The following is a 25,129-nucleotide window of genomic DNA, read 5'->3' as shown; positions in this document are numbered from 1 at the left end:
TAGGCTGGTCGCCATGCTTCCGTGCCGCCACGACGACCGGAGGTGGTCCCGCGCGGCGACCTCGGCACCGACCGACGCATCGGCCGCCCGGTGAGCGGACCGTCCGCTCCCGCACAACGAGGTGACCGGGCACGCACCGGCGGTCGCCGACCCACGGTGACGGACGCCTGCGCTCGGCTCGCCCGCTCGCGGCCGTTCGAGATCGGCATCGTCGTCGTCATCCTCGCCAACGGGATCGTCCTCGGTGTGGAGACGTACGAGGGACTGTTCCCCGGGACCGGCGCGCTGCACGCGCTGGAACTGTTCTTCCGCGCCGTCTTCACCGTCGAGATCGGCATCCGGTTGGCCGCGTACGGCCGGCGTCCACAGGACTTCTTCCGGCACGGCTGGAACGTCTTCGACTTCGTCGTGATCGCCGCCATCTTCGTACCGGGCCTGCACGGCGACGCGGCGCTGCTGCGGGTGGTGCGGGTCGCCCGGATGGTCCGGCTGGTGCGGTTCTCGCCCGGCCTGCGGACCATCGTCTCCGCGCTGTGGCGCAGCCTGCCCGGCGTCACCGGCTTCCTCGCGCTGGCCGTGGTGACGCTCTACGTGTACGGGATGGCCGGCTGGCTGATCTTCGGCGACCGGTACCCCGACGAGTACGGGGACATCGGCCGGTCGCTGCTCACACTGTTCGTGCTGCTGTCGCTGGAGACGCTGCCGGACCTGATCGAGCAGGGTCTGGCCATCTCGCCGTGGACGTTGCTCTACTACGTCAGCTACGTGGTGATCACCGTCAACCTGCTGCTCAACATCCTCATCGCGGTCATCGTCAACTCCATGGAGGAGGCCCGCCGCCTGGAGATGACCGAGCGGTTGGCCCCCGGCTACGACGAGGACGGCGACGGCGTACCCGACGAGGTGGACCGCATCGCACTCACCCAGCGGCTGGACGACCTGCGGGCGGTCATCGGCGAGTTGGAGCGGGAGTTGCGGATCGACCGGGACGACACCCACGGCCGACCGCACCGCGTGCAGGCACGCTCCGAACGATGACCCGCGCCCGTCCGCACGGGTAGCGTGGAATCGCCATGGACACCGAGCACACCGCGATCCGTGCGGACCTGCTGCGCCGGCGCGCCGAGACCACCGCCGAGATCACCGCGCTCGAAGCCGACCTGCGGAGCCTGTTCGAGGCGTCCCGGTCGTCGAACGCCGACGACGAACACGACCCCGAGGGCAGCACCATCGCGTTCGAGCGCGCACAACTCAGCGCCGTCCTGGACGCGGCACGTCGACGCCTCGCCGAACTGGACGAGGCCCTGAACCGGGTCGCGGCGGGCGGTTACGGCGTCTGCGAACGGTGCTCCCGTCCGATCCCCGCCGAGCGTCTCGCCGCCCGCCCGTCGGCGCGTACCTGCGTCGCCTGCGCCAGCCACCGGTGACGGTGGCGGCGCCCGCGGGCCGGCTGGCCGGCGGACGCCGCGCGGTCGGTGCCGGGCGGGCCGCCGGGACGGCTCCCGGTCAGCCGACGGTGGGACTGCGGCGTTCCAACAGGACGACGTCCCGCCAGCGGTCGTGGTGGCGGCCGATCCGCTCGCGCACGCCGATGGCACGGAACCCGGCCCGCCGGTGCAGAGCCAGGCTGGCGGTGTTCTCGGGGAAGATGCCGGACTGGATCGTCCAGATGCCGGCGGCCTCGGTCGAGGTGATCAGCGCATCGAGCAACAGCCGACCGACGCCACGACCCTGAGCCGCCGGGTCGACGTAGACGGAGTGCTCGACGACGCCGGCGTAGACCGGGCGGCTCGACGTCGGCGTGACGGCGACCCAACCGAGCACGAGGCCGTCGGTGACGGCCACGAACCTGTGCGCGGCGAGGCGGCTGGCGTCGAACGCCGCCCAGGTCGGTGCGGTGACCTCGAAGCTGGCGTCCCCGCCGTCGAGGCCGAGCTGGTAGATCGCCAGGACGCGGTCGGCGTCGCCGGGGCTCATCGGTCGCAGGGTCATCTCGGCCATGGTGGGGCTCCGATCTGTGCGTCGGACATGTTCCCTCGACGGTGTCGCGGGTCAGTCGTCTCAGACAGTTGTACCGTGCGGGGACGCCGGCCCCGCGCCGCGCTCACCGACGTCCCGCACGTCCGGCGTCCGCTCGCCGAAAGATGTGATGTATCGATTCGACGACGCCGGCCCGTCCGGGCGGCTCATTGAGCCGCGAATGCGAACGTCGAACCTTCCCCGCAACTCGCAGGTTCCCTTACCACAACCTGCCCGCAACGGCGTGAGCCGTCGTGAGTGACCACCGCCGTCCACTGCGGAGAGCGCGACCAAACGTTAGACGTCTATGCGTATCGGCCCGATGGCGTCGTTGACGCGGCCAAACCGCCCTCCGTATACTCCAAATGATCATCTGATCTTTAGCCGAGCCGGGCGAGGAGCGCATGCCGCAGATCACTGGCGTCACCGTCGAGGACGTCCGCTTTCCCACCTCGCTGACCGCTGACGGGTCCGACGCCATGAACAAGGACGGCGACTACTCGGCGGCCTACGTCATCCTGCACACCGACGGCGTCGACAGCGCCGGCGTGCCGCTGGCGGGTCACGGCCTCACCTTCACCATCGGTCGGGGCAACGACATCGTCGTGGCGGCGGCGGCACACCAGGCCCATCGCCTGGTGGGTCTGGACGTGGCCACCATGGCCGCCGACATGGGCGCGGTCTACCGCCTGCTCACCTCCGACACCCAACTGCGCTGGCTCGGCCCGGAGAAGGGCGTCGTCCACCTGTCCCTGGCGGCCGTGCTGAACGCGGCCTGGGATCTGGTCGCGCGACTGGCCGACAAGCCGCTGTGGCGGCTGCTCACCGACATGTCCCCCGAACAACTCGTCGACATCGCGGACCTGCGCTACCTGTCCGACGCGCTGACCCGGGACGAGGCGCTGACCATCCTGCGGGCCCAGCAGAGCACCAAGGCCGACCGCCTGGCCGAACTCGCGCGCACCGGCTACCCGGCGTACACCACCTCGGCGGGCTGGCTCGGGTACGGCGACGACAAGCTGCGCCGACTGTGCCAGGAGGCCGTCGACTCCGGCTACGGTTACGTCAAGCTCAAGGTGGGCGCCGACCTCGACGACGACATCCGCCGGTGCACCATCGCCCGCGAGATCCTCGGTCCGGACCGCAACCTGATGCTCGACGCCAACCAGGTGTGGGACGTCGACCAGGCCATCGAGTGGGTCAACGCGCTGGCCCGCTTCACACCACTGTGGATCGAGGAGCCGACGAGCCCGGACGACATCCTGGGCCACGCGGCCGTGCGCCGCGCGGTGGCTCCCGTCGGCGTCGCCACCGGCGAGCACTGCCACAACCGGGTGATGTTCAAGCAGTTGTTCCAGGCCGAGGCCATCGACTTCTGCCAGTTGGACACCGGCCGGCTGGCCAGCATCAACGAGATCGTCGCGGTGCTGCTGCTCGCCGCGAAGTTCGGCGTTCCGGTGTGCCCGCACGCCGGCGGAGTCGGGCTCTGCGAGATGGTCCAGCACGTGTCGGTGCTCGACTACGTCGCGGTCTCCGGCGATCTCACCGGCCGCGTCACCGAGTTCGTCGACCACCTGCACGAGCACTTCACCGACCCGTGTGTCATCCGGGACACCGGTTGGGGCAGCGGGTACGTCCTGCCCGACACGCCCGGCTACTCCACCCGCATGCACCCCGAGTCGATCGAACGGTACCGGTTCCCGGACGGGCGCTACTGGGCCTCGACCGAGACGGCTACCGTGTCATCTCCGGAGCCGTACGTGATCGCGGGTGGAACGGCCACCCCCGCCGGCCGCTAGGAGGTGTCATGTCCCGCACCGACGAGGTGGTGAACGGCATCAAGCGGATGATCCTCGAAGGGACCTTCAAACCCGGGGATCGGCTGCCCATCGAGAAGGACCTCGCCGAGTCCCTCGGTGTCTCGCGGGGCTCGCTGCGCGAGGGCATGTCGGCGCTGTCGATCCTCGGCATCGTCAACATCCGCCAGGGTGACGGCACGTACGTCACGAACCTCGACGCGCCGCAACTGCTGGCCCCGATGGGCTTCGTGGTCGACTTTCAGGGGCAGGGCGACGGGCGGCACATCCACACCGTGCGCCGCCTGCTCGAGTGCGAGGCCGCCCGGTTGGCCGCGACCAGGATCACCGACGAGGCCCTGGCTCAGGCCGGGGAGCTGCTCGACGAGGCGGCGCGGATCGCCGGCCGGTCGCCGCAGGACCACGAACGCATCATGGAAATCGACATCGCGTTCCACCGGATCATCGCCGCGCACGCCGACAACCCGGTGCTCATCGGCTTGATCGAGGCGTTCGCCGGGCGCACCCTGCGCGGACGGCTCTGGCGGAGCCTGCACGAGGAGGGCGCCGACCGGCGTACCCACGACGAGCACGTGGCGATCCTCAAGGCCCTCCGGGCGCGCGACCCGGAGCGGGCCCGCACCCGGATGGCCAACCACCTCATCGGTGTCGAGGAATCGCTCCAGGGGCTGCCCGACGAGGGCTGAACGACGCACGCGGGTGACCGCCCGCCCGTGCCGCGCGTCGGTCGGACCGCTGCCGGTCCACCGGGCGCGCTCACGGGCGGGCGATCCCCGTCACCGCTCATCCCGCTCCGCGGCCATGCTTCCGGTCATCGCCGCGACCAGATCGTCGGTGGTGACCTCGTCGGCGCGCAGCCGAGCCGCGCGCCGGCCGAGACGCAGCACCTCCACCCGGTCGGCGATCTCCAACACCTGCGGCATGTTGTGGCTCACCAGCACCACGGACATGCCCGCCTCGCGAGCCCGCCGGACGACGTCGAGCACCCGCTCGGTCTGCACGACGCCCAGCGCGGCGGTGGGCTCGTCGAGGATGACCACGTTCGTCGCCCAGATGATCGCCCGGGCCACGGCGACGCACTGCCGCTGCCCGCCGGACAGCATCGCGATCGGCGTGGTGACCCGCGGAATCCGTACGCCCAGCTCGTCGAGGGCCGCAGCGGCACCCTGCCGCATGGCCCGCTTGTCCAGCAGCCCCAGCCGACCGAGCAGCCCGGTGCGCAGGATCTCCCGCCCGAGGTAGAGGTTGGCGGCGACGCTGAGGTCGTCGGCGACCGCGAGATCCTGGTAGACGGTCTCCACCCCCGCGCGCCGGGCGTCCACCGGAGTCGCGAAGTGGACCGGGCGTCCACCGACCCGGATCTCTCCCTCGTCCGGCGCGTGTACGCCGGACAGCGTCTTGACCAGCGTGCTCTTGCCAGCACCGTTGTCGCCGATGAGCGCGACGACCTCGCCCCGGTGGACGGTGAAGTCGGCGCCGCGCAGCGCTTCGACGTGGCCGAACCGCTTCACGATCCCGCGGGCTTCCAGAACCGGCGGCTCCTCGGGAGACCGCTGCTGGTCGCTGTCGGCCGTCGGCGCGGAGGTCGTCGCCATCACTGCACCGGGGGGTTGGCGCAGCTCGGCTCGAGAACCGCCTTGATCTCCGCCGAGTCGATGTTCTTCTTGGTGACGAAGGTGACCCCGGTGTCCGCCGACGCCAGCGGCGCCTTGTCCCGCAGGTGCTTGACCATCTTGTCGACGCCGAAGTAGCCCATCTTGAAGGGGTTCTGCACGACCAAGGCCGAGATCTGGCCGTTGCGCAGCCCGGCGATCTCGTCGGGGGCGGCGTCCCAGCCGATGATGACCACCTTGCCGGACTTGCCCGCCGCCTGGATCGCCTGCGCCGCGCCGAGCACGCTCGGCTCGTTGGCCGCGAAGATGCCGGCGAGGTTGGGGTTCGCGGTGAGGATGTTCTCGGTGACCCGCCGTGCCTCGTTCACGTCGCTGCGGCTGGGCTGCTGGCCGACCAGCTTGAGGTTGGGGAACTGCTTCAGGCCCTCCTTGAAGCCGTCGACCCGCTCGGTGTTGGTCTGCGAGCCGGGCTGGAACTCCACCAGCGCCACGTCGTGGTTGCCGGGGCCCAGCTCGGTGGCGAGCAGCTTCGCCGCCTCGACGGCCGACGCCTTGTTGTCGGTGGCGAAGAGCGGCACGCTCGACGGCTGCGGGCTGGTGCCCGAGTCGATCATCGCGACCGGGATGTTCGCGCCGATCGCCTGGTCGGTCGCCGGCGCCAACGCGCGGGAGTCGGTGGCCGCGTAGACGATCCCGTCGACCTTCTTGGTGACGAAGTTCTGGATCAGGTTGACCTGACCCTCGACGTCGGTCTCGGTGGTCACCCCGTCCCACTGGACGGTGACGTTGCCGGCGCGCTGCGCGGCGCACTCGGCGCCCGCCTTCACGGTGTTCCAGTAGTCGGCGCCGACGGCCTTGGGCACGACGGCGAGCTTCAGCGGACCGGACGCGTCCTTGGTCGCGCCGTCGCCTCCGTCCCGGACCTCGACCCCGCCGCAGGCGCTGAGCAGAGCGGTCGCCGCGGCGGCGGCGAGGATGGCCTGCGCGCGCAGGAGTCGACCTCGTGGACGTCGGCTGGTGGTGGTGTGTGCCATGGTGTTCGTCCTTCCTCAGGTGAGTTCAGGGAACGGCAGGTCAGCCCCGTGACTCCAGCCGCCGACGGCGGTACTGGTCGAAGTAGACGGCAGCCCAGATGATCAGGCCGACGATCACCTGCTGGTAGTGGATGCTGATGTCGAGCAGGACGGCGCCGTTGCGGACCAGCGCGATGAGGAAGGCGCCGATGATGGTCCCGACGATCCGGCCGGCCCTGCCCGCCGAACAGGCTGGCGCCGCCGATGACCGCGGCGGCGATGACGTCGAGCTCCAGCGAGATGCCGTAGTTCGGCTGACCGGAGTTGACCCGGGAGGCGGCGATCATGCCGCCGAGGCCGACCAGGACGCCCGCCAGGACGTACACGTAGGTCAGATGACGGCCCACCGCGATGCCGGAACGACGCGCGGCCTCCAGGTTGGAGCCCATCGCGTAGGTGTACTGCCCGAACCGGGTCTGCGAGAGCACGAAGGCGACCCCGACGGCGACCACGGCGGTGATCACGACGGCGAAGGGAATGCCGATGATCTCCCCGTTGCCGAGGAGCTGGAACGACTTGGGCAGCCCGTAGACGCCGACCGCGCCGGTGATGATGAAGACCAGCCCTCGGCCGACCGACATCGTGCCCAGCGTCGCGATGAACGGGGGGATCCGGGCGACGGTGACCAGCAACCCGTTCAGCAGCCCCGCCAGGGCGCCGACGCCGATCGCGACGGCCGTCGCCGCGAGGAGCGGAAAGCCCAGGTCCCGGACGACCATCGCGCCCGCCACGCCGGCGAGCGCGGCGACCGAGCCGACCGACAGGTCGATGCCCTTGGTGATGATCACCATCGTCTGCGCGGCGGCGATGATGGCGATCACCGCGGTCTGCGCGCCGATGTTGAACAGGTTGTCCGCGGTCAGGAAGTAGGGGCTGGCGAAGCTCAGCGCGATGAACAGGACGATGAGCGCCGTCGCGGCGGTGAACTCGGACAGCGCGTGGGAGATGCGCTCGCGCAGCCAGTCGTTGAGCGCTCCGCCCTGGGCCTGCCCGGTCGCCTCGGCGGCACTCATCGCCCGGCCCGACTCTCGTCCACTGTGTTCTGTGGTCGGCGCGCGCCGCCGCCGGTGATCGACGCTGTCCTTCGCAACCGGACCTCCCCAGGAAGTCACGCACGGGTCACACCCGCAGCGCTTGCACGATAGATCAGATGTTTCCGGTGATCAGGCGTTACCTTGCCATGGTCACACTCGTGTTGCCAAGGTCTTACCGGCATGTTGTGGCATCGTTATGCGCGTCTCGGAAACGATACGTCGGACCAAAACCCGTTGCCTCCGACCGGGTGCTGGTGAGCGTCGTGTCCGGACGCACTGTTAGCGGTAACGTCCGACCTGGACGGTGCGGACATCGTCATCGAAGCGGCTCGCTGGCCGGTCCCCGCTCGCCTTGAGCATGTTATCGATAACATGCTATGTTCCGCCAAGGAGTCGAGGGCACGTCCCTCCGTTCGGAATCATCGGCACCTCGAAGGGCATCGGGTCCTCTGACCCGGTCGACGGCCGGTGACCTGTCCGAGCCACACCTGTCCGGCGTACGCCGTGTTTCCGCGACCGCGCACGCGGTCGCCCTTCGTGACGTCCGCCCCGCAGGCATCGCCGATGTCGACCGCCGGACCGCTCCGGGCACCGCCGAATCCCGCCCCGAACGGGTCCCCCGGGCAGCCCACCACCGGTCGGGCAGCCCCGACCTCGACTCCGCCGCCACCATTTGTCGAAAGGCAGGACCATGGACAAGATCCCCGACGAACGCGCACCGCGACCCCGGTTCCGGGGCCGTCGGGTGCTGGTGCCGCTCGCGGCCACCCTCGCGGCGGTCGCCGCGACGGTGGCGGTGACCTCCACCGCCAACGCCGGCACCACGCTGGGCGCCTCGGCGGCCGAGAAGGGCCGCTACTACGGCGCCGCGGTACCCGCCTTCAAGCTGTCCGACAGCCAGTTCGCGGGCATCGTGAACCGGGAGTTCAACCAGCTCACTCCCGAGAACGAGATGAAGTGGGACGCCACCGAGCCCCAGCAGGGTCGGTTCAACTACAGCGGCGGCGACCAGATCGTCGCGCACGCCCAGTCGCACGGCATGATCGTGCGGGGCCACACGCTGCTCTGGTACCAGCAGCAGCCGGGTTGGGCGCAGGGCATGTCCGGCACCGCGCTGCGCAACGCCGCCATCAACCACGTCACCCAGGTCGCCACCCACTACCGGGGCAAGATCTACGCCTGGGACGTGGTGAACGAGGCGTTCGCCGACGGCGGCAGCGGCGGCCGACGCGACTCGAACCTGCAGCGCACCGGCAACGACTGGATCGAAGCGGCGTTCCGCGCCGCCCGCGCCGCCGACCCGGGCGCCAAGCTCTGCTACAACGACTACAACACCGACGGCATCAACGCCAAGTCCACCGGCATCTACAACATGGTGCGCGACTTCAAGTCCCGCGGCGTACCGATCGACTGCGTCGGCTTCCAGTCCCACCTCGGCACCACGGTGCCGGGTGACTACCAGGCCAACCTGCAGCGCTTCGCCGACCTGGGCGTCGACGTCCAGATCACCGAGCTGGACATCGCCCAGGGCTCCAACCAGGCCAACGCGTACGCGCAGGTCACCCGGGCCTGCATGGCCATCCCGCGCTGCACCGGCATCACGGTGTGGGGCGTACGGGACAGCGACTCGTGGCGCAGCAACGACAACCCGTTGCTGTTCGACCGTTCGGGCAACAAGAAGGCGGCGTACACCTCCGTCCTCAACGCCCTCAACGCGGGCACCGGCACCCCGACCACGCCGCCGCCCACCACGCCGCCGCCCACCACCCCGCCACCGACCACCCCGCCGCCCACGACGCCGCCGCCGACCACCCCGCCGCCCACCGGCAGCGGCTGCTCTGCCTCGGTGTCGCTGAACTCCTGGAACGGTGGCTTCGTCGCGACGGTCAAGGTCAACGCCGGATCCACCGCCCTGCGCGGCTGGACGGTCCGGATCACGCTGCCCTCGGGCGCCGCCGTCACCAACACGTGGAGCGCGCAGGCCAGCGGCTCCTCGGGCGCGGTGGACTTCCGCAACGTCGACTACAACGGCCAGGTCGGCGCGGGCGGCAGCACCGAGTTCGGTTTCCAGGGCACCGGCAGCGGCCCCTCCGCCACTCCGACCTGCACCGCGAGCTGACCCGTCCCCTTCTCAGCTCACCCCCTGGGCACCCCCGGGGCATCGCGGACCACCGCGTGCCCCGGGGGTGCTCGCCGTCTTCAGGCCGTCACCGGGCCCGGGACACCGCGTCAGGCGTCGAGGCAGGAGCGGACGGCGGCGGTGAGCCGGTTGGCGCGCTCGTCGCCCGCGCCGTACATCTGGTTGATGACGTAGCCGAACCCGACCTCGTGGTCCGCGTCGGCGAAGGCGAGGTTGCCGCCGGCCCCGTCGTGACCGAAGCTGCGCTCGCCCAGCAGCGGGCGGGCCGGCTCGGAGTGCAGCAGGAAACCGGTGCCCCAGCGCTGGCCGGTGTCGGGCGGGCCGTGCCGTTGCTGGCCCCGGGAACGGACGACGACCGCGTCGTCGATCGACGCCGCGGTGAGCAGCGGCCCACCGCCCAGGTCGGACACGCAGGCCGCGTAGAGACGCGCCAGGCCGTCCGCGGTGCTCACCGCTCCGGCGCCCGGCACGCCGGCGGCCTGGATGGCCGGGTCGTTGAAGCTGACCAGACCGTCGGCGTCGGCGGGGAAGGCGAACGCGCCGCCCATGGTGATCCCCCGCTGGGCGACCGCGTCGACGAAGGGATCGGCGTCCGGCGGTGGGGCCAGGTCCCAGGCGACGCTGTCGCGCTCGGCGGCGGGTAGCCCGAGCCAGGTGCGCAGGCCCAGCGGACCGGCGAGGGTGTCGCGGAGGTACGCGCCGGGGAGCTGACCGGTGACGCGGTGGATGACCTCGCCGACGAGCCACCCGTACGTCATCGAGTGGTAGCTGTGTGCCGTGCCCGGCTCCCAGAGCGGCGTCTGCGCCTCGATCGCCGCGATGACCGGGTGCCACGCGAGCACCTCGTCGAGGGTCAGCGGCCGATCCAGCGCCGGCAGGCCGGACTGGTGCGTGAACAGCCACCGCACCGGGATGTCGGCCTTGCCGTGCTGGCCGAACTCCGGCCAGTAACGCGTCACGGGTGCGTCGAGGTCGAGGCGTCCCTGCTGCACGAGCAGGTACGCGCAGATCGCCAGGATCCCCTTGGTGCACGAGAAGACGACGGCCGGCGTGTGCGCCGTCCAGGGCCGCCCGGTGCGGGTGTCGGCCAGGCCGCCGTACAGGTCGACGACCTTGCGGCCGCGGACGTAGAGGGTGACCGCGGCGCCGACCTCACCGCGGGAGGTGAAGTTGTCGCGGAACGCGTCGGCGACGCGCCCGTAGCGCTCGTCGACGTCGCCGTGGATCTGCGGCTGCGTGGCCACTGCCTATCCCTTCAGTGAGCCCTGGATCAGGGCCTTGATGAACTGTCGCTGGAAGATCAGGAACACGATGAGGGTAGGGGTGAGGATCAGCAGCGAGCCGGCGCACAGCAGCACCAGGTCGGTGCCCCACTGGCCCTGGAACGCGCCGAGCGCACCGGCCATCGTGCGTTTGGTGGCGTCGTCGACGAGCACGATCGCGAGCAGGAACTGGTTCCACGTCCAGAGGAACATCAGGATCGTCAGCGAGGCGATGGCCGGGCGGGCCAGCGGCACCTGGACCCGCCAGAACAGCTGCCAGGTGCTGCTGCCGTCCACCCGGGCGGCCTCGGACAACTCGACCGGCACGTTGGTGAAGTGGGCGCGCATCCAGAACACGGCGAACGGCATGTAGAGGCCGATCAGCGGCAGGATGATGGCCCACCGGGTGTTGAGCAGGCCGAGGTCCTGCATCTGGTAGTAGAGCGGGGTGACGACGGCCTCGAAGGGCAGCGTGAGGCCGAGCAGCAGCAGACCGAAGACGATTCGGCCGCCGGGCACCCGCAACTGGCCCAGCCCGAAGCCGGCCATGGTGGCGATGAGCACGGACACCGGTACGACGCCGGCCACGATGAGCAGGCTGGAGCGCAGCAGAGCGCCCATGTTGGCGGCGGTGAAGGCGTCGGCGAAGTTTCCCCACTGCGGGTCCGACGGCCAGGCGAGACCGTCGGGCACGGTGCCGCGCGGCTGCAGGGCGGCGGAGAGCATGCTCACGAACGGCAGCAGGGTCACCACGATCAGGGCGATCAGGAAGACCCGTCCGGTCAGTTGCTCGCGTCGGCTCAGGTTCACGGCTTCTCCCCCCGGGTCAGTCGCTGGATCGGCAGCACGAACGCCAGCACCAGGAGCATCAGCACGACGGCGAGCGCCGAGGCCAACCCCACCTGACGCTGCGAGAAGGCGAGCCGGTAGATCTCCAGGCCGGGAACGGTGGTCTGCAGACCCGGACCGCCGCTGGTGGAGATGTAGACGATGTCGAAGCTGGCCAGCGCCGCGATGATGGTCACCGTGAGGCAGACCCCGATCTCCTGGCGCAGGCTGGGCAGGGTGACCGCGAGGAACTCGCGGACCGGCCCCGCGCCGTCCAGCCGGGCCGCCTCGTAGAGCGCCGGGTCGATCTTGCTCATGCCGGTGACCAGCAGGATCGTGCAGAGGCCGAGCAGGACCCAGGCCCCGATCACCCCGACGGCGGGCAGCGCGGTGTCGAAGTCACCCAGCCACGCGCGGGCCAGGCCGCCCAGCCCGAGGGCGCGCAGCACCTGGTTGACCAGCCCGTTGGTGGACAGCAGCCAACTCCACGCGATGCCGGCCGCCACCAGGGGGATGACCTGGGGCAGGAAGAGGACCGTCCGGACGACGGTGCCGAACGCGCCGGTGGTGATCCGGCGGACCAGGCTCGCCACCAGCAGCCCGAGCGCCACCGGGATGAGGCTGAAGAAGATGATCAGGATGATCGCGTTGGCGATGATCTTCAGCAGGTCGCTGTCGGTGAACACGGTGACGTAGTTGTCCAGGCCCGCCCAGCGGGCCACCCCGATCCCGTTCCAGTCGTAGAGCGAGTACTGAACGGTCAGGGCGAGGGGGCGCAGCACGAAGACCGCGTACATCACGAAGGCGGGCAGGACGAACAACCAGCCGGTCCCGGCCGCGCGGGCCCACCGGAGTCGGTGGGCCCGCGCGGTCGCGGGACGGGCGGGACGACCAACGGACGTCGCCTGGCCGTCCCGCCCGGGTGGTGCGCTGCCGAGGGCAGACGTCATCGGGACAGTTCCTTCTCGTACTCGGCCTGGACCGCCTTCACGTACCCCTCGGGCGTCTGCTGGCCGGCGATCAGCTTCTGCATCTCGGGCGTGATCGCGGCGGCGAAGATGCCGCCCGTCGCGTTGGCGGTGAAGTCGACCGCGCCGTTCTCGGCCCCGAGCTGCTGCGCCGCCTTGAGGGTCTCGGCCAGGACGGTGTTCGGGGCGGCGGCCGGCACCGGAAGGTCGCTCGGGCCGCCCGGGCTGGAGCCGCCGACCGTCACGGCGATCTCCCGCGCCTTGGCGTTGGTGTGGACCCAGTTCAGGAAGAACGCGGCGGCGTCCGGGTTCTTGGCCTTGGCGGAGACGCCGAAGGTGTTGGGCGCGGACATCGCGACGTGCTTGGCGCCGGGGGCCTCGCCGGGGAACAGGAAGAAGCCCACGTTGCCCGGCATCGCCTTGTCGAGGTTCGCCGACTCCCAGTCGCCGTTGAACATGAACAGGCCGTTGCCCTTCTGGAACTGCCCGACCATGCCCGCGTAGTCCAGGGCGTTGGCGTCCTTGGTGAAGTAGCCGGCCTGGGCCCACTTCTGGATGGTCTGGGTGGCCTTGAGCGCGGCCGGCGTGTCGAAGGTGGCGCCGGGCTTCTGGAAGATCCAGTCGGCCACCTGGGCCGGGTCGCCGAACTGGTTCTGCAGCGCCTGGTGCGGGAAGTTGATGCCGGCGGTGTTCTTGTTGAACTGCATGATCGGCTGGATGCCGCTGGTCTTCGCCTTCGCCAGCAACTGCTCGAACTCCGCGACCGTGGCCGGCGGCTGGGTCATGCCGACCTGGCTGGCCAGCTTCTTGTTGTAGAAGACGCCGGTGACGCTGTAGCCGAGCCCCATGCCGTAGAGCGATCCGGTGCCCCGGGTGCCCTCGCCCACGCGCAACTGCATCAGCTGCGAGGCGGGGAACTTGTCCCAGCCGTACGCGGTGACGTACGGGTCGAGGTTCTTGAGCAGGTCGTCCTTCACGAGGTCGACCATCGTGGGGAGCCGGATGATGTCGGGCGCGTTGTCCGAGGCCATCACCCGCGGCGCGTTCTCCACGATGACCGTGAACTGGTCCTCGCGGATGTTGAACGTGACGTTCGGGTGCTGCTTGGAGAACTCGTCGGCCAGCGCCTTGGCCAGGGGGAAGCCGGTCTCCGCGTACATCTGGAGGGTGACCGGATCGCTGCCCAGCTCGGTCTTGACGGCGGCGTCCGAGCCACCGGTCGACGACCGGTCGGCGCCCGGCGCGCTGCACGCCGTGGCGGCGAGCCCGAGCGCCAGTAGCGGCGCGAGGACCAGCGCGCCGCGTCGCGGGAATGTCGTCAGCGTTTGTGCCATGTCATGACTCCTATGTTCCTCCGCGCGTCCCACGACCCATGGCCGCGCGACGGCTCCACCGGGACCTTCGCGACGGGCGAGCGGCCACGACACGTACGCCGTGACCGCGGCGCGCCGCCGCGCTCGCGTACCGACTCAGCAGCGCGACCGGCGGCGTCTGTCGACGCGCCAAAAGTGGTCGCTAAACTGATTTAGCAGAGCATGCGCGTGACACGGGAGGCTGTCAAGAAGAAGCCGGCAACGGTCCGGAAACATCGGGTTCACACCACGCCCGACCCCGACCGGGGCCGGACTCCGGGCACCGACGCATCATGATGGGCAGGAGCGGAGCCCGTGGCGCCGCGCCTGATTCGGAGGACTGATGGGCCGCAACAGAGCAACCCTGGCCGACGTCGCGCGGCGAGCCGGGCTGTCCAAGACCGCCGCGTCGATGGTGCTCAACGGCAGGGAGGGCACCCGGCTGTCGGCCGAGGCGCACCAGCGCGTGTTCGCCGCCGCCGAGGAGCTGGGCTACCGACCCAACCTCGCGGCGCGCAGCCTGCGCACCCGCAAGACCGGGACCATCGCGTTCGTCTCCGACATCGTCGCCACCACCCGCTTCGCCGGCGGCCTCATCCGCGGCGCCCTCGACGCGGCCCGGGAACGCGACCACGTGCTGCTCATCACCGAGACGCAGGGCGACGCCACCTTCGAGCAGTACGCCATCGAGGCGATGCTCGACCGGCAGGTCGACGGGGTGATCTACGCGGCGATGGCCACCCGGCGACTGGCGGTGCCCCCGGCCATCCTCGGCGGCCCGGTGGTGCTGCTCAACGCCACCAGCTCCGACAGCCTGCCCTGCGTGCTTCCCGACGACGACCGGGCCGGTCGCGCCGTCGCCACCACCCTGCTGGAGTACGGCCACCGCGACGCCATCGCGCTCATCGGTCGCAACCGGCTCAAGGAGGGCGACCCGGAGATCTCCCTCGCCGCCCGGGCCCGGCTGCACGGGATCCAGCAGACGCTGGCCGACGCCGGCGTCACCCTCCTCGCGGAGTCCTTCTGCACCGAGTGGCTGCCCGAGCACGGCTACGCCGCCACGCGCGGGCTGCTGAGCCGGCCCCAGCGACCCAGCGCGATCATCTGCATGAACGACCGACTGGCGTTCGGCGCCTACCAGGCGCTCGGCGAGGCGGGCCTTACCGTCCCGGACGACATCTCGGTGATCTCGTTCGACGACGACCCGATCGCCGCCTGGCTCCGCCCCAGCCTGGCGACGACCGCGCTCCCACACGAGCAGATGGGGCGGCGCGCGGTCGAACTGCTCCTCGACGGTGGTGCCGCCGAACCGTCGCTCGTCGCGATGCCGCTGCGCCGCCGCCGGTCCCTCGCGCCGCCCGCCCACTGATCCGGTCGCTCCCCTGCCGGGAGGCGCTAAACCGGTTTAGTGCTAGGTTCCCCCTCATGCTTCAGCTCGCCGACCACTGGGTGTGGGACAGCTGGTACGCCCGCGACGACGACGGGCGCTGGCACGCGTACTTCCTGCGCGCGTCCCGTGCCCTGCACGACCCGCACCGCCGGCACCGCCGCGCCAGCATCGGTCACGCCGTCTCGACCGACCTGCGCACCTGGCAACTGCTCGCCGACGCCGTGGTCCCCGCGGACGAACCGGCGTGGGACGACCTGGCGACCTGGACCGGGTGCACGGTGCGTGGCCCGGACGGGCGGTGGTACCTCTACTACACCGGGGTCTCCCGGGCCGACGACGGGCTCGTCCAACGGATCGGCCTGGCCGTCTCCGACGACCTGACCACCTGGCACCGACACGGCGACCAGCCGGTGGTGCAGGCCGACCCGACGTGGTACGAGCTACTCGACACCGACCTGTGGTACGAGCAGGCGTGGCGCGACCCGTGGGTGTTCCCGGACCCGGACGGCGACGGCTGGCACATGCTCGTCACCGCACGCGCCGCCACCGGTCCGGCGGGCACGCGGGGCGTGGTCGGCCATGCCACCTCCCCCGACCTGCTCACCTGGACCATCCGGCCGCCGCTGTCGACGCCGGCCGACTTCGGCCATCTGGAGGTACCCCAGGTCGCGGTGGTGGACGGGCAGCCCCTGCTGCTGTTCTGCACCGACGCCACCGCCGACGCCCGGCGCGGCGACCACCGGATCTGGGTGGCGACCGGGCCGAGCGTGCGCGGCCCGTGGGACGTGGCCGGCGCGCGGCCGGTCAGCCATCCACACCTGTACGCGCCGCGGCTCGTCCCGGGACCGGCGGGCGGCTGGTCCCTCATCGGCTTCCTCGACCATGTCGACGGGGTGTTCGTCGGCGCGCTCAGCGACCCGATTCCGGTGCGCTACCACCCGTCGACCGGGCTGACCCTGCACCCGACGGAGACGGACGCGGCGAGCTGACCACCGGTACCCGCGTGCGTCCGGCTCGACGGTCCGCGCGGCGACGGGTCCGGTCCGGGGCCGTGCCGCCCCGGACCGGACCTGTCGAGCTGTCAGCGCGGTGTGGCTAGCGCCGGGTCCAGCGTTGGTTGGAGGCACCGGTGCAGGTCCAGAGGATCACCGTGGTGCCGTTGGCGGTCGCGTTGTTGTTGACGTCGAGACAGAGGCCCGACGACGCGCTGCTGATCGTGCCGTTCGAGTTGAACGTCCACCGTTGGTTGGCTCCGCCGTTGCAGTCCCAGATCTGGACCTTGCTGCCGGCGGTGGCGCTGGTGGGGGCGTCCAGGCACTTGCCGAGCGCCTGGAGGGTCTGCCCGTTGGCCGTCCACCGCTGGTTGGCGGCCCCGTTGCAGTCCCAGATCACCGGCTGGGTGCCGTTGGTGGTGTTGCTCTGCGGGACGTCCAGGCAGCGGTTGGAGGCGACGCTCGCCAGCGCGAAGGAGGTGGTCGGCGGCGGCGTGGTGGTCGGCGGCGGCGTGGTCGGCGGCGGGGTGCTGGTGTCGCCGCCACTGACCCGGTACACCACCGTGCCGTGCGCCGGAACGCTGGCGGAGATGGTGCCGGTGCTCGTGCTGGTGGTGTTGTTCCAGGCGTCCAACAGGGTGAAGGAGCTGCCCGACTTCCCGACCGCGCCGGCCGTGGTGGAGATCGTCGTGGTCGAGCCGCCCTGGTTGAACAGCGCGACCGCGACGTCACCGTTGGACAGTCGCTTGGCGAGCACGCGACGGGTGCCGTCGAACGACACCTGGCCGGCCTGCAACCCCAGGGCGTCCTGGTTGATGCCGATCAGGTTGGCGTTCTTGAGGATGGTCTGCGTGGCGGCGTTCATGTTGCGGACGTCGTTGCCGGCGATCAGCGGCGACGCCATCATCGCCCACATCGCGAAGTGGCTGCGCATCTCGGTGTCGTTCATACCGCCCCGGCCGACCTCCATCATGTCCGGGTCGTTGAATCCACCCGGACGCGCGTACGAGGCCAGCGGCACGGTCACGTTGATGATGTTCTGGATGCCCATCGGGTAGCCGTTGGTCTGCCCGGTGTCCCACGCGTTGGTGATGTCCTCGGTGGTACGCCACATGTTCGCCACGTCGCCCCAGTTGCGCTGCGGGCCGGTCTTGGCGTGAATGCTGTTGGAGTTGATGCTGTAGACGATCGGCCGGCCGGTCGCGGCCAGCGCGTCCCGCATCTTCGCGAACGTGGTGACCTGGTCGTTGATGCTGCCGTTCGGGGAGCACCAGTCGTACTTGAGGAAGTCGACGCCCCAGGCGGCGAACTGCCGGGCGTCCTGCGCCTCGTGGCCCTGGCTGCCGGTCGCGCCGGGGTAGCTGTTGAAGTACTGGGCGCAGGTCTTGTCGACAGGCACCTGGTACAGGCCGAACTTCAGCCCTCGGGCGTGCAGGTAGTCGCCGAGCGCCTTCATCCCGCTGGGGAAGCGGGTCGGGTCGCCCTGGAGGTTGCCGGAGCTGTCGCGGTTCGGGTTGAACCAGCAGTCGTCGACGACGACGTACTGGTAGCCGAGGTCGCGCATTCCGCTACTGACGATCGCGTCGGCCGTCTGCCGGATCAGTCCCTCGTTGATGTTGCAACCGAAGGAGTTCCAGCTGTTCCACCCCATCGGGGGTGTCCGGGCGACGCCGTTCTCCAGCGCCTGCGCCCCGGGGGCCCGCAGGCCCACGAGGGCGGCGGCCACCAGGAGCCCGGCCGCCGCGGCCCGCCCCCAGTGGCGGGCTCGGACGTTTCGCTTCATACGGGAGCGTCCTTTCGATAGTGCCGTCCACGGGGGACGGCCGCCCGGATGAGGCGGGCACCGTCATGAGCACGACCACTGTTAGCGTTAACAGCAGACGCCGGTCATATTACGGAGCCGTTTCATCGAATTCAACTACTTCCATGTCTTGGCACAATCGCCGACCGTCGGCGAGCGGCCACGGGGCAGCCCCGTCGGTCACGGTCGACCGACGGGACCACCCGCCTGGAACTGCGCGAAGAACCGCCGCACCTCGCCACCTCTACCGGTGAATGGCGGGCTGCTGCTCGCGGGTAGCCCCGGCCGGGGTGCTGCCGGCCGGGGCGGGTCCGGGTTCAGCCGCGCAACTGCCACTGCTGGTTCGTGCCGCCGTTGCACGACCAGAGGATGAGCTTCGTACCGTTCGCCGTCGCGGCGCCGTTCGCGTCCAGGCAGAGGCCCGACTGCACGCCGGTGATGGTGCCGTTGGCGTTGACGTTCCACTGCTGGTTGGCCTGGCCGTTGCAGTCCCAGATCACCACGGTGGTGCCGTTCGTGGTGCCCTGGCCGGAGGCGTCCAGGCACTTGGTGCCGTACACCATGAGCTGCTTGCTGGCGGTCACCGTCCAGCGCTGGTTGGTGGCCCCGCTGATGCAGTCCCAGAGCTGCGCCTGGGTGCCGTTGGTCGTGCTCGACCCGCCGATCTCGGCGCAGCGGCCCGACTGGACGCCCACGATCTGCCCGCTCTGCGGGTTGGTGCTGCCGCCGCTCTGGACCCCGGCCGCCGCGATCACGGACTGCGCCCCCGACGGCCAGTTCCCGTTGGAGACCGTGACGTTGCTGTTGACCACGTTGCCCCGGTCGCCGTTCGTCACGTTGGTGCTGCCGTTCGTCGACCAGTTGTTGGTGACGGTGAAGTTGCCCATGTTCTCCGCGTAGTAGTAGTTCGCGGTGGCCCAGGTGCCGGTGGAGGAGAACACGTTGTTGCGGGCGGTGTAGTAGCGCGAGCCCTCGTCGAAGTAGAGCCCGAACCAGCCGTTGGTCCGCAGGCAGTAGTTCTGGTTGATGGTCCCGCCCGGGTTCGCCGAGAGCGTGTAGATGCACCCGCCGTCGGTCATCTGCTGCATCACGTCGTGCACGTAGTTGCCGATGACCTGGTTGTTCGACGCGGTGGTGGCCGTGGAGTAGCGCGGCTGGTAGTTGTAGAGGCCCCGGTTGGCGTAGTGCTGGCTGCCACCGGCGTCGTTGGCACCCCAGCCGTAGCCGACCGACAGACCGGTGTACGGCATGTTGTAGACCTCGTTGTGCGAGACCAGCGAGGTGCTGACGTAGGTGGTCAGGATCGACACCACACCCCGGTACTCCACGCCCAGGTCGTGCACCCGGTTGTTGCTGATGGTGACGTTCCGGTTGACCATCCGCTGGTCGCCGGGGTGGTGGGCGTCGGCGCGCACACCGCCGACCACGATGCCGCCGGCCGAGTTACGGGCGATCTCGGAGCGGGTGACCGTGATGTTGCTGGTGCCCAGGCCGACACCGCTGGCGTGGGCGTTGGCGTCGTTGCCGATGCCGATGGCCGTCTGACCGAGGTTGACGAACTGGGAGTCGCTGAACGAGATGGTGTTGGCGGCCGACACCTGCACGGCCGCGGGCATCTGGGCCCAGCTCGGCCGGGTGGCCTCGAAGAGCGGGCAGCCCTCCTGGCAGGAGGTCAAGGCGTCGGACGGGCGGGCCCAGGTGCCGACGATGTGCGCGCCGGTCTGCTGGTCGGCGAAGCCGTTGCTGCTGCTCGGGCCGAGCCAACTCGTGCCGGTGAAGGTGATGCCGCTGAACGAGATGTGGTGCGCGGGCGCGTCGTACGTGCCGCCCACGTTGACCAGTGACTGGAGCTGCGGAAGCTCCACGCTCACGCTGTTCATGTTCTGCCCGGACAGCGGGATGTAGTTGAGCTGCCCGCTACCCGGATTGAGGTACCACTCCCCCGGCGAGTCGAGGAACTCGTACGCGTTGGCCAGGTAGAACGGACCGGCCCGGTGCGGGCGGGACAGGGTGTCGAAGCCGAACGTGTTGTTGTTCCAGGCCGGCTGCTGCATCGTCAGGAAGTTCCCGCTGATGCTCTGCACGGGCGAGTACCGGTCGGTGAACGAGCCGACGCTCTCCACCTCGACCCGGTTCTGGTTGCCGACGTTGTTCAGGTAGCTCAGCGCGCTGTTGCTGAACCGCATGCCGCTGGTGGTGAAGGTGAAGTCGGCGCGGTTGACCGCGGTACGCGCCCGGGTGGCGATGGCGCCGTTGACGTAGAGCTGCCGGCTGTCCAGCCCGGCCGGGACGTTGGCCCGCCAGATGTTCTTCGCGGAGTCGACGAGCGACCACCCGGTGACCGGCCGCGCCCCGCTGATCGTCGGGCGGGCCGAGGCGGCAGCCCGCCAGATCACCTGGTAGCCGTTGGTGCCGGAGTCGGCCGCGGTCAGGCGCAGCGGCGAGGTGAGCCGGTACACGCCGTCGGCCAGTTCCACGACGATGTCGCCGGACATCGAGCTGTTGAGCGTCCGTACCGCCGCCTGGGCGCCGGCCAGTGAGCACGGCTGGCTGGCGGAGCAGGTGCTGCCGCCGCCGGACGGGGACGCGTAGAGGGTGGTGGTCGCCGCGGCGGCCGGCGTGGCCGAGGCGGTGACGGCGACCAGTGCGGTCAGTGCCGCCGTGGCCGCGCCGGCGAGGAGCCGGCGCGCCACGGAGATGGATGAGACGGACACGGGACGGTCTCCTGGGGGTGATGGGGAGTGGTGGTGGTTAGCGCTAACAACGCGGGCGTGCCGACGCCCGGTCAGGCGACGACCTTGCGGAGGTAACGCAGGCCGTCGACGGCGAGGCGGTCCTGGGAGGGGGCCAGGGGCCGCCAGATCGAGGCCGCGGTGGCGATGGTCTCGTTCTCGGCCGTGAACGACTCGATGCAGACCGCGCCCCGGTAGCCGGTGCCCCGCAGGACGGTGAAGAAGCGGGGCCAGTCGAAGTGGTCCGCGCCGGGCGAGCCCCGGTCGGTGCCGCTGACCTGGACGTGCTTGATGTGCGGTCCGGCCAGCGCGAGGGCCGCGTAGGGGTCGGCCTCCTCGATGTTCATGTGGTAGGTATCGATCATGATGCCGACGCTGTCGGGCAGCCCGTCGATGGCCTCGATGGTCTGCTCGACGGTGTTGACCACGCTCGTCTCGTAGCGGTTCAACGCCTCGACGCCGATGGTCACGCCCACCTCGCCGGCCCGGTCGGCGACCGGCGCGAGGGCCCGCCGGAAGTCGGCGTAGCAGGCCACGCGGGCCGCCGCCGACATCCGCCAGGTGCGCCCGACGGACGCGTACACCGGCCCGCCGACGCAGGGCGCGCCGACCGCCGCCGCGCTCGCCACACACCCCATGAGGTACGCGACGGTCGACTCGACGACGGCCGGCGTGGCGTCCACCAGGTCCCGCCCGGGTGGGGTGACCGCGCAGACCCCGGCCGCCGCGAGGCCGTGCGCGGCCAACAGGTCCCGCGTGCGGACGGGATCCCAGTCGCCGGGCTGCTCGATCGGCAGTTCGACCGCGTCGAACCCGAACGAGGCGATCCGCGGGATCAGCCGGGCGAGGGCCTCGTCGTCGACCGGCGAGGCCCACACCCAGGGGTTGACGCCAATGGCGTACACCGCAACCTACTTCCAGCGCTGCGGGTAGCCGGGCAGGTCACGGCAGCCGCACATCGCGTAGTGCAGCGGCGGCATGCTCGCGTCGAGGTACTGGTCCAGGTTGTCCTGGGTGATCGTGGGCTGCGGCAGCTTCCACGGGTTGGAGACCTGGGTGCCGTCGAGGATGTTCAGCGCCGCGATGATCGGCGTCCGCCACTGGTACGTCGGGTAGGTCGGCGCGATGGCGGTGAGCTGCTTGTCCTTCCAGAGCTTGAGGAAGTCGAGCTGGTCCTCGCCGTTCATCGGGGGCACCGGCTTGCCGGCGTCCTGGAACGCCTCGACCGCCGCCACGGCGACCGCCCCGGCGTCCATCCAGACGCCGTCGATCGTGCCGTACCGCTGGATGTAGTCGTTCACGATCTTCTTGGTCTTGGCCGGGTCGCCGTCGGTGAACTCCACGCCGACGACGTCGACCTTCGCCTTGTCCAGCGCGATCTTCGCGGCCGACCAGCGGGTCTCCAGCACGTCGACGCCGGGCAGGATGCGCAGCGCCAGCAGCTTGCCGCCGGGCTTCATCTTCTGGCTGACGAACTCCGCGCCGACGTGGCCGAAGCCGTAGCCGCCCACCGGGTTGATGAACGTCACCGGGCAGGTGGTGTTGACGCCCCGGTCGAAGACGACCACCGGCAGACCGGCCTTGCAGGCGGCCTCCACGGCCGGGGTGAGCGTCGCGGTGGTGTTCGGCGACACGATCAGCGCGTCGCAGTTCTTGCCGAGCAGATCGTTGATGTCGGCGATCTGCTTCTGGTCCTTGCCTTCGGCGTCGACGTGCACGAACTCGCTGATCCGCGACTTCTGCGCCTCGACCTCGGCCTGCATGGTCTTGAACCCGACCTGTCGCCACGGGTTGTTCAGCGCCGCGTTGGAGAAGCAGATCTTGTGCTTACCGGTCTTCTTGTACTTCGCGGTGTCCACCATCTTCGGGTTGAGCACCTGCTCCCACGGCTTGTCGGCCGGGCCCGTCGGGGCGGCGTCGAGCAGCGCCAGTTCGTTGTCGTAGTCGGCCTGCACGAAGAACTTGGACTGCTCCCCGGTGCCCGACCCGGCGGCGGCGGACGCGCTGCCGGATGGGGACGCGGTCGGCTCGTCGGTGGCGCAGCCGGCGACGGCCAGCGTCAGCACACCCACGGCAGCAAGGGTGGTCATGGATCGTCTCATCGAATCACCTTTATCTTGAGGAGGAGGAACGCGAAGCCGAGACCGCCACGGCGAGCAGGATGATCAGGCCCTGGACGGTCGATCTGAGGGCACCGGAGACGCCGGTGAAGTTCATCAACGCGAAGAGCGTCTCGAGGGTCAGTGCGCCGAGCATCGCCCCGACGACCGAGCCGCGACCGCCGCCGAGGGCGACGCCGCCGAGCACGACCGCGGTGATCGCGGCGAACTCCAGACCGACGCCGGCCTGGAACGACACACCGCTGTACCCGCCGAGCAGGATCGCCGCGACCGCCGCCGCGACACCGCTGAGCACGAACGCGATCGTCTTGGTCAGCTCGACGCGTACGCCGCTCAACTCGGCGGTACGCGGATTGTCTCCGACGGCGACGAGCGTGCGGCCGAAGTCCGACCGCGTCAGCAGCACGGCGATGGCGGCGACGACCACCAGCACGAGCAGCGCGTACGGGATCCGGCCGAGCAGCGGCACGTCCTCGATGGCCCGTCGGCCGAACCGGCGGAACTCCTCCGAGAGCCCGCCCTTCGGTGCGCCGTCGGACCACAGGTAGACGGCGCCGACCAGGATCAGGAACATGCCGAGCGTGGTGATGAAGGACGGCACCCGCAACACCGTGGTGACCAGACCGTTGACCAGTCCGACGAACGCGCCGCCGACGAGCAGCAGCGCGACCACTGGCCAGGTGCGTGACGGGTCGCTGTCGATGAGCCGGGCGGCGACCACGACCTGCGCCGTGACCAGGGAGCCCACCGAGAGGTCGAACTCCCCGCTGACGATCACGAAGTACTGACCGGCGGCGAGCAGGATGATCGGCGCGGAGCGGCCCAGGAACGACATCAGCGATCCGGGAGCCAGGAAGTCGGGTTGGACGAAGGCGATGATGATCAGCAGCACCGCCAGGAGCGCGGCGATCGGCGCGATCCCGTCGGGACGGATCCGGAGGGTGAGCGGACGACGCTCGGCGACCCGCATGGTCAGGACCCCGCCTTTCGCATGGCCCGTCGGGCGTAGACGGCGACCGCGGCGATGATGATCAGCCCACGGATCACCTGCTTGAAGAACGCGTCGACCTCGAGCTGGTTGAAGACCGCGTCGATGCTGGCGAGCAGCAGCACGCCGCCGATCGTGCCGAGCACGCCCCCGCGCCCGCCGGCGAGGGCGGTGCCGCCGAGCACCACCGCGGCGATCGACTCCAGGTCGTAGAGCCCCTCCGTGCCCACCCGCGGGGCGCCGGAGCCGAGCCGGCTGGCCAGGTAGACGCCGGCCAGGCCGGCGCAGAGGGAGCAGAGCACGTGGGCCGTGACGAGGACCCGGTCGTTGCGGACGCCGGAGAGCCGGGCGACCTCCGGATCGCCGCCGACGGCGACCAGGTGGTGGCCGAACCGGGTGCGCGAGAGCGCGAACCAGGCCACCGCGGTCACCGCGAGCAGCAGCAGGAAGGAGACCGGCACCGGGCCGATCCGCTGGTAGCCGAGCGTCCGGACCAGGGCGGGGGCGCTCTCGCCGGCCGGGCCGTCGTACCCGTTGTCGAGGTAACCCTTGAGCAGCAGCCCGACGCCGAGGGTGGCGATGAACGCGTTGATCCGCAGCTTGGTGACGAGCAGCCCGTTGAGCAGCCCGACGGCGGCGCTGACCGCGAGCGCCAGGCCGATCGCCGGGAGCAGGGCGCCGTCGCTGCCGTTCATCGCCTCGGCCGCCACCAGCGTGCTCAGGCTGATCACGTAGGCGACGGAGAGGTCGAGTGAGCCACCGAGGATGACCAGGGTCTGCCCGACGGCGACGAGGCCGAGGCCGGCGGCGACGTGCAGCAGACTCACCGTCGTCGACTGGTTGAAGAGCTGACCGCCGTCGAGCGTGACGATCAGCCAGCCGAGCACGAGGGTGAGGGCCAGGGCAACGTACACGCCCGGCACGGCACGGCGGGCCGGACGCAACGACAGCGCGGTCATGCCGAACCACCTTCCGTTCGCGACTGCGGGGCTCGCAAAAC

At 70.4% G+C, this 25,129-nt stretch carries 21 protein-coding genes; 7 read left to right on the top strand and 14 right to left on the bottom strand.

The genetic code is table 11. The features are described from left to right. The first annotated feature begins 21 nt into the window (after positions 1-21). Together ACN263_RS11640 and ACN263_RS11635 are read left to right on the top strand one after the other, a co-directional pair. Positions 22-1,038, top strand: a complete 1,017-nt coding sequence (locus ACN263_RS11640; protein ID WP_422739808.1) for an ion transporter — start codon at positions 22-24, stop codon at positions 1,036-1,038. Positions 1,039-1,073: 35 nt separating this feature from the next. Further along, a complete protein-coding gene (locus ACN263_RS11635) occupies positions 1,074-1,427 on the top strand; it encodes a TraR/DksA family transcriptional regulator (protein ID WP_422739807.1) in 354 nt (117 codons plus the stop codon). 79 nt (positions 1,428-1,506) lie between these two features. Here the strand turns inward: ACN263_RS11635 and ACN263_RS11630 are convergent, their stop codons facing one another. Then, positions 1,507-2,001, bottom strand: coding sequence for a GNAT family N-acetyltransferase (locus tag ACN263_RS11630; RefSeq protein ID WP_422739806.1), 495 nt, complete (start codon positions 1,999-2,001; stop codon positions 1,507-1,509). Between the two features lie 422 nt (positions 2,002-2,423). Here ACN263_RS11630 and ACN263_RS11625 point away from each other — a divergent pair, with 422 nt between their 5' ends. Then, positions 2,424-3,818 carry an enolase C-terminal domain-like protein gene (locus ACN263_RS11625; protein ID WP_422739805.1) on the top strand — a complete coding sequence of 465 codons (1,395 nt, stop codon included), beginning with the start codon at positions 2,424-2,426 and terminating at the stop codon, positions 3,816-3,818. Between the two features lie 8 nt (positions 3,819-3,826). After that, positions 3,827-4,522: a FadR/GntR family transcriptional regulator gene (locus ACN263_RS11620; RefSeq protein ID WP_266241432.1), complete on the top strand. Its 696-nt coding sequence runs from the start codon at positions 3,827-3,829 to the stop codon at positions 4,520-4,522. 90 nt (positions 4,523-4,612) lie between these two features. Here the strand turns inward: ACN263_RS11620 and ACN263_RS11615 are convergent, their stop codons facing one another. The 3 genes from ACN263_RS11615 to ACN263_RS11605 are packed head-to-tail and all read right to left on the bottom strand — an operon-like array spanning position 4,613 to position 7,535. Further along, on the bottom strand, positions 4,613-5,431 hold the full coding sequence (locus tag ACN263_RS11615; RefSeq protein ID WP_422739804.1) for an ATP-binding cassette domain-containing protein: 819 nt from the start codon (positions 5,429-5,431) through the stop codon (positions 4,613-4,615). After that, positions 5,431-6,426 (bottom strand): ABC transporter substrate-binding protein, encoded by a 996-nt coding sequence (locus ACN263_RS11610; protein ID WP_422740684.1) that lies wholly within the window; start codon positions 6,424-6,426, stop codon positions 5,431-5,433. Before ACN263_RS11610 ends, ACN263_RS11615 begins: the two co-directional genes overlap by 1 nt. Beyond that, positions 6,324-7,535 carry an ABC transporter permease gene (locus ACN263_RS11605; RefSeq protein ID WP_422739803.1) on the bottom strand — a complete coding sequence of 404 codons (1,212 nt, stop codon included), beginning with the start codon at positions 7,533-7,535 and terminating at the stop codon, positions 6,324-6,326. The genes ACN263_RS11610 and ACN263_RS11605 overlap by 103 nt, the downstream gene beginning before the upstream one ends. 712 nt (positions 7,536-8,247) lie before the next feature. On the opposite strand from ACN263_RS11605, the gene ACN263_RS11600 reads away from it, so the two are divergent. Further along, positions 8,248-9,675 carry an endo-1,4-beta-xylanase gene (locus ACN263_RS11600; RefSeq protein WP_422739802.1) on the top strand — a complete coding sequence of 476 codons (1,428 nt, stop codon included), beginning with the start codon at positions 8,248-8,250 and terminating at the stop codon, positions 9,673-9,675. Positions 9,676-9,785: 110 nt separating this feature from the next. Here ACN263_RS11600 and ACN263_RS11595 read toward each other — a convergent pair whose 3' ends face one another. Genes ACN263_RS11595 through ACN263_RS11580 form a run of 4 tightly spaced genes read right to left on the bottom strand, consistent with a single transcriptional unit; the run spans position 9,786 to position 14,088 of the window. Then, positions 9,786-10,940 carry a serine hydrolase domain-containing protein gene (locus ACN263_RS11595; protein ID WP_422739801.1) on the bottom strand — a complete coding sequence of 385 codons (1,155 nt, stop codon included), beginning with the start codon at positions 10,938-10,940 and terminating at the stop codon, positions 9,786-9,788. 3 nt (positions 10,941-10,943) lie between these two features. Further along, positions 10,944-11,768, bottom strand: coding sequence for a carbohydrate ABC transporter permease (locus ACN263_RS11590; RefSeq protein ID WP_422739800.1), 825 nt, complete (start codon positions 11,766-11,768; stop codon positions 10,944-10,946). Next, a complete protein-coding gene (locus tag ACN263_RS11585) occupies positions 11,765-12,736 on the bottom strand; it encodes a carbohydrate ABC transporter permease (RefSeq protein WP_422739799.1) in 972 nt (323 codons plus the stop codon). The genes ACN263_RS11590 and ACN263_RS11585 overlap by 4 nt, the downstream gene beginning before the upstream one ends. Then, entirely contained in the window at positions 12,733-14,088 is a 1,356-nt protein-coding gene (locus ACN263_RS11580) for an ABC transporter substrate-binding protein (RefSeq protein WP_422739798.1), read from the bottom strand. The genes ACN263_RS11585 and ACN263_RS11580 overlap by 4 nt, the downstream gene beginning before the upstream one ends. Before the next feature lie 361 nt (positions 14,089-14,449). Between ACN263_RS11580 and ACN263_RS11575 the strand changes: the two genes are divergently transcribed. Both ACN263_RS11575 and ACN263_RS11570 read left to right on the top strand, forming a co-directional pair. After that, positions 14,450-15,475 carry a LacI family DNA-binding transcriptional regulator gene (locus tag ACN263_RS11575; protein ID WP_422739797.1) on the top strand — a complete coding sequence of 342 codons (1,026 nt, stop codon included), beginning with the start codon at positions 14,450-14,452 and terminating at the stop codon, positions 15,473-15,475. Then, positions 15,472-16,485 carry a family 43 glycosylhydrolase gene (locus tag ACN263_RS11570; RefSeq protein WP_422740683.1) on the top strand — a complete coding sequence of 338 codons (1,014 nt, stop codon included), beginning with the start codon at positions 15,472-15,474 and terminating at the stop codon, positions 16,483-16,485. Before ACN263_RS11575 ends, ACN263_RS11570 begins: the two co-directional genes overlap by 4 nt. Positions 16,486-16,591: 106 nt before the next feature. Here the strand turns inward: ACN263_RS11570 and ACN263_RS11565 are convergent, their stop codons facing one another. The 6 genes from ACN263_RS11565 to ACN263_RS11540 all read right to left on the bottom strand — a co-directional run bounded on the left by ACN263_RS11565 (position 16,592) and on the right by ACN263_RS11540 (position 25,088). Then, the gene (locus tag ACN263_RS11565) at positions 16,592-18,271 is read right to left on the bottom strand and encodes a glycoside hydrolase family 27 protein (protein ID WP_422739796.1); all 1,680 of its coding nucleotides are present in this window, start codon (positions 18,269-18,271) and stop codon (positions 16,592-16,594) included. A gap of 335 nt (positions 18,272-18,606) precedes the next feature. Further along, positions 18,607-21,003 (bottom strand): RICIN domain-containing protein, encoded by a 2,397-nt coding sequence (locus tag ACN263_RS11560; RefSeq protein ID WP_422739795.1) that lies wholly within the window; start codon positions 21,001-21,003, stop codon positions 18,607-18,609. Between the two features lie 71 nt (positions 21,004-21,074). Then, positions 21,075-21,926 (bottom strand): sugar phosphate isomerase/epimerase family protein, encoded by an 852-nt coding sequence (locus ACN263_RS11555; RefSeq protein WP_422739794.1) that lies wholly within the window; start codon positions 21,924-21,926, stop codon positions 21,075-21,077. Positions 21,927-21,932: 6 nt separating this feature from the next. Further along, entirely contained in the window at positions 21,933-23,123 is a 1,191-nt protein-coding gene (locus ACN263_RS11550) for a substrate-binding domain-containing protein (protein ID WP_422739793.1), read from the bottom strand. 10 nt (positions 23,124-23,133) lie between these two features. Continuing rightward, the gene (locus tag ACN263_RS11545) at positions 23,134-24,111 is read right to left on the bottom strand and encodes an ABC transporter permease (RefSeq protein ID WP_422739792.1); all 978 of its coding nucleotides are present in this window, start codon (positions 24,109-24,111) and stop codon (positions 23,134-23,136) included. Between the two features lie 2 nt (positions 24,112-24,113). After that, positions 24,114-25,088: an ABC transporter permease gene (locus tag ACN263_RS11540; protein ID WP_422739791.1), complete on the bottom strand. Its 975-nt coding sequence runs from the start codon at positions 25,086-25,088 to the stop codon at positions 24,114-24,116. Positions 25,089-25,129: the final 41 nt, after the last annotated feature.

Source organism: Micromonospora sp. WMMD729 (assembly GCF_049315225.1).
Lineage (GTDB): Bacteria > Actinomycetota > Actinomycetes > Mycobacteriales > Micromonosporaceae > Micromonospora.
This window is presented reverse-complemented; position numbering and strand designations above follow the sequence as displayed.